The sequence below is a fragment of the Pseudomonas sp. TMW22091 genome, assembly GCF_022496705.1.
Classification (GTDB): Bacteria; Pseudomonadota; Gammaproteobacteria; order Pseudomonadales; family Pseudomonadaceae; genus Aquipseudomonas; species Aquipseudomonas saxonica.
Genome location: NZ_SCFI01000003.1, coordinates 18181 through 32817, shown reverse-complemented (window position 1 = coordinate 32817; position 14637 = coordinate 18181). Strand labels below are relative to the sequence as shown.

The window sequence follows — 14637 nt, the reverse complement described above, 5'->3', positions numbered from 1 at the left end:
AAGATTGCTACTGATCTGGCTTCCAGTTCGGTCTGTCTGCGTCATAACCCTGGGTTGGATGGGGCGGGAGGGGGTGGTCTTTAATAAGGTCTGGGAATTTAAGCTCGGGGTTTGCCAGGAGCTTTAGGTAGTAGTCGTTATAAACCTCATACAAGTCGTCGTTTGGCATGTACCACATAGCTTCATGTGGGGGTGTAGTTTTGCAGAACAGGTTTTTCATTGTTCGCGCTGAACTATCATTGCCAAGTGATAAGCCTTTTTGGTAGTTGTTTAGGGCAATAGGAAAGTTGCTTTTGACGATTTCGTAATAAGAGCCTAGCTCGTAGTAGGCTTGTCCATACCCTTGATCTGCAGCACATTGCGTATATTCTAGTCCGAGCGCGTCTTTATTGCCTATATATATGTATTGCTTGCCGAGTTCTGTAAGTGCAGCCGGATTGCCCATTCTCGCGGCCTTGTCCAAAAATGTCAGACCATCTGTGGCTGGATTTTTTACACCCGCCTTATTTCCAATGATTGCCCCCATATTGTAAAAGCCTTGTGGGATATTGAGATCAATCATGCGCTGATAAAGGTCGATAGCCTTTTGGGTGTCTTTTTCTACACCTCCGGGCCAACCGGTGCGGTATAGAGCTGCGAGGTTATGCATAGCCCTCCAGTGATCGCGCTCAACTGCTTTGCTATAAAGTTCAACTATGCGATCCCAAGGTCGTAAAGTGTCCGGCTTTGCTAACAGTACGGCTTCTCTGTACCAAGCATCTGCCAAAGGGTCAAGTGAGGGTAAATTGTCATTTTCATGGGCGCATATAAAAGTTTTAGGGTCGGCCATCACTGAAACTCCGGAAGTCAAAAACAACGCTAAGGCAATACTAGTTAATGCGCGCATTAGTCCACCGTAAATGCAGGACTATAGGGTGTTGTTATGTCCCAGAAGCGCTGGAGATGTGACTTGAGGGGCGTGCCTTTTATCCTTGCTTTCCAGTTTTTATCCATTTGATCATTCCAATACTTGAAATTCTCAATCGCAGATAATTCAATTTTGTTGGCATGCATCCCCCACAACTTCTCCCTTAAAGACTTCGCCAACACCGGATGTGGGTGCGCAATCCCCAATTCCGAGTCGCTGTGCATACTGCGGATATTGATATTGGCGGAGCTGAGCAAGGTATAAACGTCATCCACCAACAGCAGTTTTGAATGCACGTAGATGTTTTTATATCGGGCTTTAATCACCGGGGCGTTGAGCTGGGCTTCAGTCTCGGCCGACATGGGCAGAGGCGGTGCACTTCCCGGAGCCGGGTCGCTGGTGGCGAGGGTCGCAATGATGATTTTCAGGCCGGGGATTTCCCTGAGTTCGTACGGCTTTCTGTCCGCATCCGTTTTGGCGGCCAGTTCGGCGATCTGTTCCGGGGTCAGGCCGTCCAGTCGTTCACCCACTTCAGGGGTGATACCTTGCTCAAGCAAGGCGTCGACCTTGGTTTGCAGTTTCTGGATTTTCTCCTGGTGGGCAGGGAGCTGGTAGGGCTGGAAAGGCGGAGTGTTTTTCAGGTGTTCGAGGTCTTCCAGATGCTCCGTCAGGCCTTGAGCCAGATCCCGTTGAACCTGGGGCATGAGCTGTTCCTGGCCCAGCGCCTGAAGCATTTCGTAGGTGGTGCCCGAGGCGGTTTTTGAGTCGGGTGTGTTGGTGACCACGAACAGGTAGATGTCGCCCTTTGCGCCCCGATTTTTGCGGGTTTTGGCGATGGTGCTCAAGCGCTTGGCAAAGTCGCTGTAACGGAAATACTGGTTTTCCATGTACACATAGTCGCGGGCGTTGCCAATGGCCTTGATGTAGTGCTCAAGAATGGACTTTTCGCCGTACTGCGGCTGGGTGCGGCACACCTGCGCCACGCTGTGGGCGGTGGTGGTGACTATGTCGGGGATGGGCAAGGCGTCGCGTTCTTTTCGCAGCGATGTATCGGCAAACCAGCGCGTGTACCACGGGTTTTCGAGGTCCCAGGCTTGTGCGAAGTTGTGGCTCAGGTCGACCAGTACCGGGCCGGTGACCTTCATCGAGATGTCTTGCCAAGGGCCGAAACCCTTGTCGCGACCGGCCTTGAGGTCATCAAACAGGTGGGCGTCGGTGTCCCAGTAGTTACGGTGCAGGTTATGGCCCATCACAAAGCCGATGGCCTGTGGCGTGCCGTAGTCCACCAGCACCATTTTTTGATGATGACTGGCGAACTGGGTCAATAACACCATCTGGCCGATGCTCAGGTCGCTGATGCCTTCGGCATTGAGCAGGTCGCGCAGGATGGCGAAGCGGCCACGGACGATGCTGCTTTGCTCGTCATTCATGACGGTTTCGGTGGTGCTGTCGAAGTCGCGGGTGCGGAACTCGACGTTGTTCATGCGCGAGCTATTGACGTTCTTGAACCAGTCTCGTGTGTAGATCTGCCCCCAGGGGTCGTGCTGGGTGCCGCCGGAACCGGAGATTTTGTTGTAACCCTGTGCGCTTTCCTGTTCTTCAGCCAGGCGGTTTATTTCGGCGTTTTCGTCTTGCCATTCCTTTAGGCGCAGGGCGGCTTTTGCCACGAAAACCGGGTCGTAGCTGGGGGATTTGTTTTGGCGCAGGTACTCAGCCAGCAGCAGGTCTTGACCGAGCAAGCCGATTTTTTGCAGATTTTGGGTGCGGCGTTTATCCAGGCGAAACACTTCATTGTCGGCGGCGGTGCCGTTCATGATCCCCGAGCCCAAAGCGGTGCCGCCTGAGCCGCCCAGACCGATGCCGGGCAAGGTTTTTTCAACGAAATCGGCCAGCACATTACGCCACACCAGCACTCGCACAGTGAGGCCTTGCTTGCCTTTGGCCGCCAGTAAGTCACCCACTCGCAAGCCGCCGGGGCGCTTGAGGCGCATGGCTGGGTCAAAGCCCCAGGTGATGATGTCGACACTGTGTCGGGCGTTCTCGATGGCGTCATGAACTGCGCCAAAGGCAGCTTGGCCATTGACCAGCGGCTCGGTGAGCACTCCGGCGCGGGGCGGGTAATAGGAGGTGTTGGCGAACCAGTCCATCGTCAGGTTGATAGGTTGGTTGGGATCGAATTTGAAAGATTCGGGGGAGTAGGGATAGCTCATGCGTCCGGCTCCTCGTTGGCGAAGGGCTGTGCAGGCGGTTGTTCGAGTGGGGATGTAGCTTTCGGGATGAATGGAAGCCGGGACAATGAGCGAGGCATAGAGATTCCTTGCGCGAGGGAGGTCTGAACCGGGTCAGAACTCAGTAGGTCGCGAAGGTAACAACCACAGATGCACGCTGGATGTAGGACACCTCTGGTGATTCAAAGGCCAAGAGCGGGAATTGCGTAGGATTAATCGAGTATTGGATGGGGTTATTGAGTGATTGGCGATGGATTTATGACGTCAGCGCCATCGATCGCAGCCTTCGTTCCTCGACAGCGGCTACAAGAGCAGGAGCAAGGCAAGAGCACTGCACTTGCACTTGCACTTGCGTTTTGCCGTTATGCCAATACGGCGTCCACCGCCCGTTCTGGCACTTTCAAACTGCTGGCTTGCAACAACTCCCGCGTATAGGGATGTTGCGGGTTTGCAAAGATCGAATGCGCATCCCCTTGCTCCACCACTTTGCCATCCTTGATCACAATCATGTCGTGAGCCAGTGCATGCACCACGGCCAGGTCATGGCTGATAAACAGGTACGTCAGGCCATGCCGGGCTTGCAGGTCTCGCAGCAGGTCAACCACTTGTTTCTGTACCGTGCGGTCAAGTGCCGAGGTGGGTTCGTCCAGCAAGATCAACGCCGGTTCCATGATCAACGCACGGGCGATTGAGATCCGTTGGCGCTGGCCTCCGGAAAATTCGTGGGGGTAGCGATGGCGACTCTCCGGGTCGAGCCCCACTTCCTGCAAGACACGAATCACCGCCGCCTCGCGTTCTTGCACAGTGCCTATACCGTGGGCCAGTAAACCCTCGCTGATGATTTGCTGCACAGACATGCGCGGGCTGAGGCTGCCAAACGGGTCTTGAAAGACCACCTGCATTTGCCTGCGTAAAGGACGCAGCAGGTTCTGGTTGAGCAGGTTCAGGTGTTTGTTGGCGAAGCGAATGTCGCCCTCGCTGTCCACCAGCCGCAATATCGCCTGACCCAAGGTGGATTTGCCTGAGCCAGACTCCCCGACGATGCCAAGGGTGCGGCCTTTTTTTAGTTCAAAACTGACCCCGTCTACCGCTTTGATGTATTGCCGCTCACGGCTGAACAAAGGCTTGGGCAACGGGAACCAGACTTTGAGGTTGTCAACTTGCAGCAGGTTATGCCGGTATTCGCTGCTGACAGGATGACCGCTGGGCTCGGCTTCGATCAGCATGCGGCTGTAGGGGTGCTTGGGCTCACGGAACAGATTCTGGCAACTGGCTTGCTCGACAATTTCGCCACCGCGCATCACGCACACGCGCTGGGCGATTTTGCGCACCAGGTTAAGGTCATGGCTGATCAGCAGTAACGACATGCCCAGGCGCTGCTGCAGGTCGATCAGCAGCTCAAGAATTTTCTGTTGCACGGTTACGTCCAGCGCCGTGGTCGGTTCGTCGGCGATTAACAGTTCCGGCTCGTTAGCCAGCGCCATGGCAATCATCACCCGTTGCCGCTGACCACCCGACAGCTGATGCGGGTAGGCGTTGAGGCGTTGTAGCGGGTCACGTATGCCGACCAGTTCCAGCAGTTCAAGGGTGCGGGCGCGAGCAGCGCGTTTTTTCAGCCCTTTGTGGGTGATGAGAATTTCGCTGATCTGTTTTTGCACGGTGTGCAGCGGGTTGAGCGAGGTCATGGGTTCTTGAAAAATCATCGCGATCCGGTTGCCGCGCAGGCTGCGCAATTGGCTATCGCTGGCCGTCACCAAATCTAACCCGCCATAGCGGATACTGCCTTGTGTCTGCACATCCTTGCCGGGCAGCAGGCGCAGGATTGAGTGCGCGGTCACGGACTTGCCGGAGCCCGACTCACCCACCAGCGCCAGGCACTCGCCGCGGCGGATGTCGAGGTTGATGCCGTGAACCACTTCCTTGCCGCCAAAACCAACCCGCAGGTCGCGTATTTCAATCAGGTTTTCGCTCATTTCAGTGCTCATTATTCAAGTCCGTGGGTCGAAGGCATCGCGGCAGGCTTCGCCGATAAATACCAGCAGCGACAGGATCAATGCCAACGCACAAAACGCGGTCAGGCCTAGCCACGGCGCTTGCAGGTTGCGTTTGGCCTGACCGATCAGTTCGCCCAGCGAGGCGGTGCCCGGTGGCATGCCGAAACCCAGGAAGTCCAGGGCGGTGAGGGTGGCGATGGCGCCAGTCAGAATGAAGGGCAGGTAGGTCAGGGTGGAGGTCATGGCGTTGGGCAGAATGTGCCGTCGCATCAGTGCGCCGTCGGTCAAGCCCAAGGCTCGCGCGGCCTTGACGTATTCCAGGCTGCGGCCACGCAAGAACTCGGCGCGCACCACGTCCACCAGCGCGAGCCAGCTGAACAGCGCCATGATGCCCAGCAACCACCAGAAACTCGGCGCGACAAATCCGGACAGAATGATCAGCAGGTACAGCACCGGCAGCCCGGCCCAGATTTCCTGCACCCTTTGGCCAAACAGATCGACCAGCCCGCCGTAGAAACCTTGCAAGGCGCCGGCGGTAATGCCCACCACGGCACTGACGGCAGTCAGGATCAAGGCAAACAGGATGGAAATGCGCGCACCGAATATCACCCGTGCCAGCACGTCCCTGGCCTGATCGTCCGTGCCCAGCCAGTTACTGGCGCTGGGAGGGCTGGGCGCGGGTTGCGTGAGGTCGTAGTTGACCGTGTCGTAGCTGAACGGGATGGGTGCAAATAACATCCAGCCGCCCTGATCGGTAATCAGCTTGCGCACATACTCGCTGCTGTAGTCAGGCTCGAAGGGTAGCTCGCCGCCAAAGTCGGTTTCGACGTAGTTGGAAATGATCGGAAAGTACCAGTGGTTTTTGTAATGAACCACCAGCGGTTTGTCGTTGGCGATCAGTTCGCCGCCCAGGCACACCACAAACAATGCCACGAAGATCCATAACGACCACCAGCCGCGGCGGTTGGCTTTGAAGTGCTTGAGGCGGCGTCGGCCCAGAGGAGAGAGGGTAAACATCAGGCAGTCCTCGCCGAGAAATCAATACGGGGATCGAGCAGCGTGTAGCACAGGTCGCCAATCAGCTTGATCAACAGGCCGAACAGGGTGAACAGAAACAGGGTGCCGAACACCACCGGGTAGTCACGTGACACGGCGGCTTCGTAGCTCATGCGCCCAATACCGTCGAGGTTGAAGATGGTTTCGATCAGCAAGGAACCGGCAAAGAACACTTCGATCAGCGCCTGTGGAATCCCGGCCACCACCAGCAGCATGGCGTTGCGCATCACGTGGCCATACAGCACACGGCGTTCGGTCAGGCCCTTGGCTCGGGCAGTGACCACGTATTGGCGGCTGATTTCGTTGAGGAAGCTGTTTTTGGTGAGGATGGTCAGCGTGGCAAACCCACCAATCACCAGCGCTGAAACGGGCAGCACCATGTGCCACAGGTAGTCGCCAATCTTGCCGAAAAAACTCAGGCTGTCGAAGTTTTCCGAGACCATGCCCTGTACCGGAAACCAGCTGACGTAACTGCCGCCAGCAAACACCACGATCAGCAAAATGGCGAACAGGAACGCTGGCATGGCGTAGCCGATGATGATCGCGGTGCTGGTCCAGACATCGAACGCACTGCCGTTGTGGATGGCTTTGCGGATGCCCAGCGGGATTGAAATCAGGTAGGTGATCAGGGTGGCCCATAAGCCCAGCGAGATGGACACCGGCAATTTTTGCAGGATCAGGTCGGTAACCTTGGCCCCGCGAAAGAAGCTGGTGCCGAAGTCCAGTTGCGCGTAATTCTTGAGCATCAGCCACAGACGCTCATGCATGGGCTTGTCGAAGCCGTAGTGCTTGGTGATTTCTTCAATCAGTACCGGGTCAAGGCCACGGCTGCTACGGCTGGCTCCGCCTGCTGACGCGGCCATTTCGCCGCCACCACCGCCTACGGCACCACCACCGAAACCCTGCAAGCGTGCGATGGCTTGATCCACCGGACCGCCGGGGGCGGCCTGCACGATCAGAAAGTTGACCACCAGAATGCACAGCAGGGTGGGGATGATGAGTAACAGGCGACGGCTGATGTAATGCCACATCTCAATGACCCTCCAGCTGTGCGTTGGCCTGGCCAGACGCCGCATTGGTTAACGGGGTTTTGCTGATTTCCCACCAGGTGTCCAGGCCTTCGTCGAATTTGGCCTCCTTAGCAGGTTGGCCGAAGCGGTTCAGGTACACCGTCGGCGTGCCGGCTGAGTAGTAGTGAGGAATCATGTAGTAGTTCCACAGCAATACGCGGTCGAGGGCCCGTGCGTAATGCACCATTTCATCGCGGCTGTTGGCTTGAACCAGCCCGTCGATCAGGGTGTCGACGGCCGGGTTACGTAGCACCATGTTGTTGGAAGCGCCGGCCTGGGTGGCGCTGCGAGAACCAAACATGTCGTACAGCTCACGACCCGGCGAGACGATCGGTTGGCCGTTGCGGGGGAACTGGCCGACTATCATGTCGTAGTCACGGGCGTTGGTGCGGTTGATGTACTGCGCCGAGTCGACTTTGCGGATGTCCATGGTGATGCCGATTTGCGCCAAGGTGCGTTTCCAGGGCAACACCATGCGATCGAAACCGCTGGGGCTGTCGAGAAAGGTGAAGCGCAGCGGTTCACCCTTAGCGTTGACCAGCAGGTTGCCTTTTGGCCTCCAGCCGGCTTCCTTGAGCAGCGCCAAAGCTTGCAGCTGTTTGTCGCGGATATAGCCGCTGCCATCGGTTTTCGGCGCCTGGTACACCTCGGTGAACACTTCATCCGGGATCTGCCCGCGCAAGGGTTCGAGAATCTCCAGTTCACGGGCATCGGGCAGTGCCGTGGCGGACATTTCACTTTTGGGGAAGTAGCTCTGCGCGCGCACATAGAAATTGCGCATCATCTGCTTGTTGGTCCATTCAAAATCCCACAGCAGGCTCAGCGCCTCGCGCACTCGGCGATCTTGAAAAAACGGGTTTTGCAGGTTGAAGGTAAAGCCTTGGCCCGCACCCGGTTTCTCTTTGGCGAACACGCTTTTTTGCAGGCGCCCATCGCTGAGCACCGGGCTGGCGTAGCCAATGCTGAACCCGGTCGCGGAAAACTCGCGGTTGTAATCGAACGCGCCGGCTTTGAGCATCTCGCGGGCTACGTCGATGTCGCTGTAAAAAATCACTTTCAAACGATCGAAGTTGTACAGGCCTTTGCTCACCGGCAAGTCTTTGGCCCACCAGTGTTGATTGCGCTCAAAGGTGACACTGCGGCCCGCATCGACCTGCGAGACCGAATAGGGGCCGCTACCCAGCGGCGGCTCATAGCCACCTCCGACCGCAAAGTCGCGGGTCTTCCACCAGTGTTCCGGGAGGATGTGCATGCTCGCCAGATCCAGCGCCAAGGTGCGGTTCTGGTTGTTCTTGAAGTCGAAGCGGATTTGCAGCGGACCTTCGATAACCCGGTCCTTGACCTCGCCGTAAAGCATGCGATAGCTCAGGCTGCCTTTGGTCATCAGGGTGTCGTAGGTAAAGGCCACGTCTTGCGCAGTGATCGGGGTGTCGTCAGCAAAACGCGCTTTGGGGTTCAGGAAGAAACGCACCCATAAGCCGTCCGGGTCACGTTCCATTTTTTGCGCGATAAGCCCGTAAACCGTATAGGGCTCATCCAGCGAGCGGAACGCCAGGGGTGAGTTCACCCACTGATCGACTTCTGCGACACCGGTGCCTTGGTCGATATACGGCGAAAGGTAGGTGAACTGACCAATTTCCATCGACGTGCGACTCAGCGAACCGCCTTTGGGCGCTTGTGGATTGACGTAGTCGAAGTGCTGGAAATTGGCTGGATATTTGGGCGCTTCACCATAGACCGTCATGGCCTGGCTGGGCGCAGCATTAGCGCTCAGGCACACGCATGACAGCACGGGTACCCACAGAGAGCGGAGCAGGGGCAGGAAAAATGCAGACATCATGGGGCTTCCTTGTACCGCGTGTTGAACCGTTGACTGCCTGGAAAAATCCCCGCCGCAGTGCGCGTTAAACAGCGGCAGGGTCGCGATTTCGCAGTTAAACCGGTGCTGGCAGGAGTGTGCCAGCACCGGTGCTCACTCAGAAATGGTAAGTGGCACGGGCGAAGAATGTACGGCCCATTGGATCGGCATAACGTGGATCGTATCCGGTCTGGAAGTTGTAGGTTTGATTGGTGAACGGCGGGTTGCGGTCAAACATGTTTTTGATCCCCACGTCCAGATCCACGGTTTTGTCGAACGTGTAACCGCCGGAGATGTCCCACAGCGTGTAAGACGCTACACGAGAGTGAGTCTCGGTGTCGTAGTCGTCATAACCGCTGGTGAAGCGGTTGACCAACGAGGCACGGTACGCGCCCAGGTTCCAGGTACCGCTCAGCACGTGCTTCCAGCGTGAAATTACGCCCGTGCCTTCAAACGCATCGGCGCGGTCGGTGTACGAACCGCCAATGGTGGTCTGGTAGTCGTAGCGCGAGACATACGTGCCCTGCAGGCCCAGGCCGAACTGGCCGTAAGGGGTGTTGGGGAATTTGTAGTCCATCGACACGTCGACACCGCTGGTTTTAACCGCACCCAGGTTGGCCAGGCCGGTCTGCACGTAGGCCAGCGAACCATCGGCGTTGCGCACAAAGCGGTCGGCGTATGTACCTGCCTCATCGAATACGGTGGACTCAGGGAACTCCTCAATCTGGTTGGCGATATGAATCCACCAGAAATCAAGCCCCACCGACAGGTTGCGCACCGGCTGATAGACAAAGCCTACGGTCACGTTACGGGCTTTTTCGGGTGACAGTTGGGTGTTGCCGCCGGTGCGGTTGAGAAATTGCTGGCCGCAGTCACGTCCGGCGTTGCCGCCGGGCTGTACGACACCGCCTGCGCACAGTACTGGGTCGTTATAGCTGCCTTGGGTGTAGGTGGTGTAGGGCGTGTTGTACAGCTCGTAGAGTGACGGTGCACGAAACCCTTCACTGTAGGCGCCGCGCACCACCAGTTCTTTAACAGGCTGGTAGCGGAACGAGTATTTGGGGTTGGTGGTGTTGCCGAAGTCGCTGTATTTGTCGTGACGCACGGCGGCAGACAGTTCGAGGCTGTCGAGCACTGGCACGTTCAGCTCGGTGTACACCGCCTTGACAGTGCGATCGCCCTGAACACTGGCCTCCGAGGTGACGCCCAGGCTGCCGACGTCGTCGAGGAAAGGCTCGTAGTTCTGGTGGAACTTCTCCTGACGGAATTCGCCACCGATGGCCAGGCCTGAAGGCCCTGCGCCGAACCAGTCGCCGACTTCACGGCTCATGCGACCGTCCAGGCCCGTCACGCGGCCTACGGATGAGGAGTACTGGCCGTGGTAACGGCTGGAATCGATCAGCGCCTGCCCGGCAGCCGTTTGCGGGCCGAACGGGTTGATGATGCCGTCAGCGATGCCGTCGATCATGGCGGCGTCGCTGATATAGCCGTTGGTGAGGCTGGAAACAACTTTGTTCTGGTTATACGACGCGCCGACGTTGTAATCCCAACCCTTGGCCACACCGTCGAAGCTCAGCACCAGACGCTGGCTGGTGTTCTGGTCTTTGGATTGGCGGGCGCCGGCAGCGGTTTCGCGCCAGTTCAGATCAATGGGTTGAGTCGGGTCGAAACCGGGGATGGTAGAACCGGGCGTCACACCATTGCCGGGGTAGTAGGGTGAGGTCGGGTCCATGGTCAAACCGGTCAGGGGCGCAGGGCCGACTGACGTGGCATTGTTGTTGCGCGCAAAGAAGTACTCGAGGTTGACGTTGTCTTCGTCGGTAATTTTGCCGGTAGCTCGACCAAAGAATGAGGTTTTTTCGGTCTCGGGTATCAGGTCGATATAGTCACGCGTGCTGAAGCGGCACACGCCTTGACGCGACACCAGGCCTGGCCCGTCGCAGTTGCTGCCCGCCAGTGGATTGGTGTTGACCCCGTTCTGGCCGTAGTTGGCCGGGAACGCGGTGCCGGAGGTTCCGTCCAGGCCACGGCCGGGGTCGTAGGCGCTGGTAAAGGTGCGGTCCTTGGCCCGCAGGCTGTCCTGCTTGTTGTAACCCACCACGCCCATGACATTGAAGCGGTCTTTCTCCAGGTCGCCATAACCCCAGCTGGCATTGATGTCGTGGCTGCTGCCACCCCCGCTGGCATCCGCGCCTTCACCGCCCAGCGACAGCGTACCGTCGGTCATCGATTTTTTGGTGATGAAGTTGATCACGCCGCCAATGGCGTCGGTGCCGTACAGTGCCGAGGCGCCGTCGCGCAGCACTTCGACGCGGTCGATAGCGGCGAACGGGATGGTGTTCAAGTCAACCGCGGAACCGTCGATGGCGTTGTTGCCCAGTCGCCGCCCGTTGAGCAGCACCAGGGTTTTGTTGGCCCCGATGCCGCGCATGTCGGCAAAACTGGCGCCGCCGGTTGAGCTGCCTACCGAGCTGGCGGCGTTTTGCAGGCTTTGGTTACCGGTGACGCGCTGCATGATTTCGGCGGTGGTGGTCACACCTTCATTGCGCAATTGCTCGACGCGCAGAATGGTGATGGGCACCGCGGTTTCGGCATCAACCCGGCGAATGGCCGAGCCAGTTACTTCGACGCGATCCAGTTGCGTGGTGGCAGGTGCGGCAACCGCGTCTGCGCTCACGGCGACGGCGCTGGATGAGCCCTCAGCGTCTGTGGCTTCAGCAGCCTGTAACTGACCTGCGCTAATCCCCAACGCCATGACGTACAGAGGCACGAATCGATGCCGTTGCAAGCTGGCAACGAGGGGCTTGAGGGTAAAACCTGAACGCTTCATCTGCATGGTTACTTCCGACTTTTTTAGACGTTTATTGGAATGGCCTTATGGGCCCTCATGACTCCAGATGGGTTGTGTCGACCCGGGCAAAACACTTTCTTCAAGCAAGCCGCTCCCCTGCATGGGCTAAAAGCCCTTGCGCGGCATGTGTATCGTGTGGTGTTAAAAACCCCTCACCCCAGCCCTCTCCCAAAGGGAGAGGGGGCTAAAGGCAGAAGCCTATTTGTGCAACAGCACTTATCAGCTCCCTCTCCCTTTGGAAGAGGGGTGGGGTGAGGGCCTCATTTGGCGGTCATCACGGAAATCTTGCTGATCCCCGAACGCTCAATGGAAGCCATGGCCTTGGCCACCTGGCCGTAGTTGACCCCTTCATCCGCCTGCAACTGCACGCGTACTTCCGGGTCCTTGGCTTTCACTTCCTGAAGGCTTTTTTCCAGCAGCTCAGGGGCCACTTCGTTCTTGGCCAGAAAGAACTTGCCGTCCTGATCAACACTGACCACCACCGGGTCTTTCTTTTGCTCCGATACCACGGCGTCGGTCTTGGGCAGGTTGATCTTGATGGCGTTGGTCATCATCGGCGTGGTGACGATAAACACCACCAGCAGCACGAGCATCACGTCTACCAGCGGGGTGACGTTCATTTCGCTGAGAACTTCGTCGCTGTCCTGGGTTGAGAAAGACATCAGCTCGCCTCCCGCACAGCGGTGCGCTTATTGGAAATGGCCTGGCGGTCGATGGCGAACGCGCTGCGTTGGGCGAGTGCATCGAAGTCGTGAGCGAAGTCGTCCATATTGGCCGAGGCCAGTTTCAGACGGCGCAGGAAGAAGTTGTAAATCAGTACCGCGGGTACGGCGACGGCAATGCCCACGCCGGTGGCGATCAGTGCATGACCGATAGGGCCGGCCACCGTTTCAAGACTGGCAGATCCGCTGACTCCAATACTTTGCAGCGCTTCCATGATGCCCCACACCGTACCGAACAGACCGATGAAAGGCGCGGTGCTGCCGATACTGGCGAGAATGGCCTGACCGCTTTCCAGCGAACGACGTTCCTTCTGAATCTGCTGGCGCAGGTTGCGCTCCAGACGGTCGGAGCGGTTGATGGTGTGCGCCAGTTGTTGGGTATTGCGTGGTGTGTCATCGACGATCATGGCTTCAAAGCCACTGTTGGCAATGCGCGCCAAAGACCCTGGGTACTGGCTGGCGTGTTCCGCGGCAGTGAGCAGGTCGGGAGCGGCCCAGAAGGCTTTGCTGAATTGGTTATTCTGCGATTTCTGACGCAGGTACTGCGATGACTTGATGAGCAGCAAGGCCCAGCTCATCACCGAAAACAGCACCAGTGCCCACAGCACCCCAGGGACAATCATTGAAGACAGAGATTCGTTCATGGCTACACCTCGCACAGTGTCTAACTAAGTAAGTGTCGGTAACCGACAGGGTTATTCCGGTAATTTGAAAGCGATGGTCTGGGTGGCAAAACCTTCAATGGGTGTGTCGCCGCGTTTGGCCGGCACAAACTTCCAGTTGCGAACCGCTTCTACAGCCGCGTCATCCAATGCCTGCTTGCCGCTGGACTTGGTCACTTCCACGGTGCCGGCACGGCCGTTGGGCAGCACTTTGATGCGCAACACCACGGTGCCTTCCCAACTGCGGCGCAATGCCAGAGACGGGTATTCCGGCGGTGGGTTGCCCAGACTCGCCAACCCGGATACGGCTGCGGTTTCTTTAACCGGGCCGGGCGCTGCGGCGGGCGCTGGTGGGGCGGTTGGCGCCGTTGGTGCTGCGGGTGCAGCCGGTGCCGGTGGTGCAGGTTTGACCGGCTGTGGCTTTTGCACCGGTTTAGGCTTGACCACTGGCTTGGGTTTTTCGATGGGCTTGGGTTTCTCCACCGGCTTGGGCGGTTCCTTGACCGCATCCTCATCCACCTCCGGTGTTTCGGGTTCGGGCGGTGGTGGGGGCGGCGGCGGTTCTTCCACCGGAGGGGCCGGCGGCGCGGGGCTGGTCAGCTCAACGGTCATTTCCGGTATTTCGGGTGGGGTGATCAGCGGTTCAGCCTTGGCCTGCTGGAAAAACCACCAGGCGCTGGCGTGCAGCAACACCACCGCGCCAATCAACATAATGATCTGCGGCTTGCCCAAGCCCCCCGGCTGCGAGGTATTGGGCACATGTTTGATGTGCGTCCACTGTTTAATCCGTTCAGCATCTAGCACTGGCGCTGGGCGGGTCTGGTTTTTTACCTCGTCACTCATTAACAGTCCCTCGACTAAATGAAGGGCAATAAGGCTCCGTTCGCCCTTGCACGCAGGGACGAGAATGGTCGGTTCAGTCGTTCGATAAGTGAGGTTTCACTTATCTCTAGCGTTAAGGGCTACGTGGCAAATACTTCATCTTGGCTCCCGATAAATCGGTGATAAGTCAGTGCCTGAAGCACGTGTAGTTTTGTTAAGTTAAGTAAAGCAACGGCTGTGCCAAGAACGTCAAAGTTGGGTGCATGGCAGGATAAATAAGTACGGCATTTAGAGTGTTTTATAAACAGGGTTAGTGCCTATGTTGCAGGCCCCTTATTTATAAATTACTCGCGACTAAGTGGGGCGTTAAGATTGTTGGACAATCTGACACTAAAGCATTGCTGTCCTGAATAAGTGCACCAAAGTGACAGGAGTGTGCCAAGTATTAGTGCACTTATTTGTTCAGT

The 14637-nt window shown here is 57.5% G+C and carries 10 protein-coding genes; all 10 read right to left on the bottom strand.

Translation table 11 applies throughout. The annotated features are described in order from the left end of the window. Window positions 1-7: 7 nt before the first annotated feature. A complete protein-coding gene (locus EQV93_RS06685) occupies window positions 8-886 on the bottom strand; it encodes a tetratricopeptide repeat protein (RefSeq protein ID WP_240891189.1) in 879 nt (292 codons plus the stop codon). Further along, the gene (locus EQV93_RS06680; protein ID WP_240891188.1) at window positions 886-3117 is read right to left on the bottom strand and encodes a hypothetical protein; all 2232 of its coding nucleotides are present in this window, start codon (window positions 3115-3117) and stop codon (window positions 886-888) included. Before EQV93_RS06680 ends, EQV93_RS06685 begins: the two co-directional genes overlap by 1 nt. Window positions 3118-3497: 380 nt before the next feature. Then, a complete protein-coding gene (locus tag EQV93_RS06675; RefSeq protein ID WP_240891402.1) occupies window positions 3498-5108 on the bottom strand; it encodes an ABC transporter ATP-binding protein in 1611 nt (536 codons plus the stop codon). A 15-nt stretch (window positions 5109-5123) separates the two neighbouring features. Continuing rightward, window positions 5124-6146: an ABC transporter permease gene (locus EQV93_RS06670; protein ID WP_146426121.1), complete on the bottom strand. Its 1023-nt coding sequence runs from the start codon at window positions 6144-6146 to the stop codon at window positions 5124-5126. Beyond that, window positions 6146-7216: a microcin C ABC transporter permease YejB gene (locus tag EQV93_RS06665; protein ID WP_240891187.1), complete on the bottom strand. Its 1071-nt coding sequence runs from the start codon at window positions 7214-7216 to the stop codon at window positions 6146-6148. The genes EQV93_RS06670 and EQV93_RS06665 overlap by 1 nt, the downstream gene beginning before the upstream one ends. 1 nt (window position 7217) lies before the next feature. Next, window positions 7218-9095 carry an extracellular solute-binding protein gene (locus EQV93_RS06660; RefSeq protein WP_240891186.1) on the bottom strand — a complete coding sequence of 626 codons (1878 nt, stop codon included), beginning with the start codon at window positions 9093-9095 and terminating at the stop codon, window positions 7218-7220. Between the two features lie 136 nt (window positions 9096-9231). After that, window positions 9232-11949: a TonB-dependent receptor gene (locus EQV93_RS06655; RefSeq protein ID WP_240891185.1), complete on the bottom strand. Its 2718-nt coding sequence runs from the start codon at window positions 11947-11949 to the stop codon at window positions 9232-9234. A 275-nt stretch (window positions 11950-12224) separates the two neighbouring features. Then, entirely contained in the window at window positions 12225-12626 is a 402-nt protein-coding gene (locus tag EQV93_RS06650; protein WP_122783591.1) for an ExbD/TolR family protein, read from the bottom strand. Next, window positions 12626-13330: a MotA/TolQ/ExbB proton channel family protein gene (locus EQV93_RS06645; RefSeq protein ID WP_122783592.1), complete on the bottom strand. Its 705-nt coding sequence runs from the start codon at window positions 13328-13330 to the stop codon at window positions 12626-12628. Before EQV93_RS06645 ends, EQV93_RS06650 begins: the two co-directional genes overlap by 1 nt. A gap of 51 nt (window positions 13331-13381) precedes the next feature. Further along, window positions 13382-14191: an energy transducer TonB gene (locus tag EQV93_RS06640; RefSeq protein ID WP_122783593.1), complete on the bottom strand. Its 810-nt coding sequence runs from the start codon at window positions 14189-14191 to the stop codon at window positions 13382-13384. Between the last annotated feature and the right edge of the window lie 446 nt (window positions 14192-14637).

Excerpts from the sequence above, each read along its gene's own strand:
- EQV93_RS06680 (WP_240891188.1), bottom strand. The coding sequence starts at position 3,117 with ATGAGCTATCCCTACTCCCCCGAATCTTTCAAATTCGATCCCAACCAA.
- EQV93_RS06655 (WP_240891185.1), bottom strand. The coding sequence starts at position 11,949 with ATGCAGATGAAGCGTTCAGGTTTTACCCTCAAGCCCCTCGTTGCCAGC.
- EQV93_RS06685 (WP_240891189.1), bottom strand. The coding sequence starts at position 886 with ATGCGCGCATTAACTAGTATTGCCTTAGCGTTGTTTTTGACTTCCGGA.
- EQV93_RS06650 (WP_122783591.1), bottom strand. The coding sequence starts at position 12,626 with ATGTCTTTCTCAACCCAGGACAGCGACGAAGTTCTCAGCGAAATGAAC.
- EQV93_RS06660 (WP_240891186.1), bottom strand. The coding sequence starts at position 9,095 with ATGATGTCTGCATTTTTCCTGCCCCTGCTCCGCTCTCTGTGGGTACCC.
- EQV93_RS06665 (WP_240891187.1), bottom strand. The coding sequence starts at position 7,216 with ATGTGGCATTACATCAGCCGTCGCCTGTTACTCATCATCCCCACCCTG.
- EQV93_RS06670 (WP_146426121.1), bottom strand. The coding sequence starts at position 6,146 with ATGTTTACCCTCTCTCCTCTGGGCCGACGCCGCCTCAAGCACTTCAAA.
- EQV93_RS06675 (WP_240891402.1), bottom strand. The coding sequence starts at position 5,108 with ATGAGCGAAAACCTGATTGAAATACGCGACCTGCGGGTTGGTTTTGGC.
- EQV93_RS06640 (WP_122783593.1), bottom strand. The coding sequence starts at position 14,191 with ATGAGTGACGAGGTAAAAAACCAGACCCGCCCAGCGCCAGTGCTAGAT.
- EQV93_RS06645 (WP_122783592.1), bottom strand. The coding sequence starts at position 13,330 with ATGAACGAATCTCTGTCTTCAATGATTGTCCCTGGGGTGCTGTGGGCA.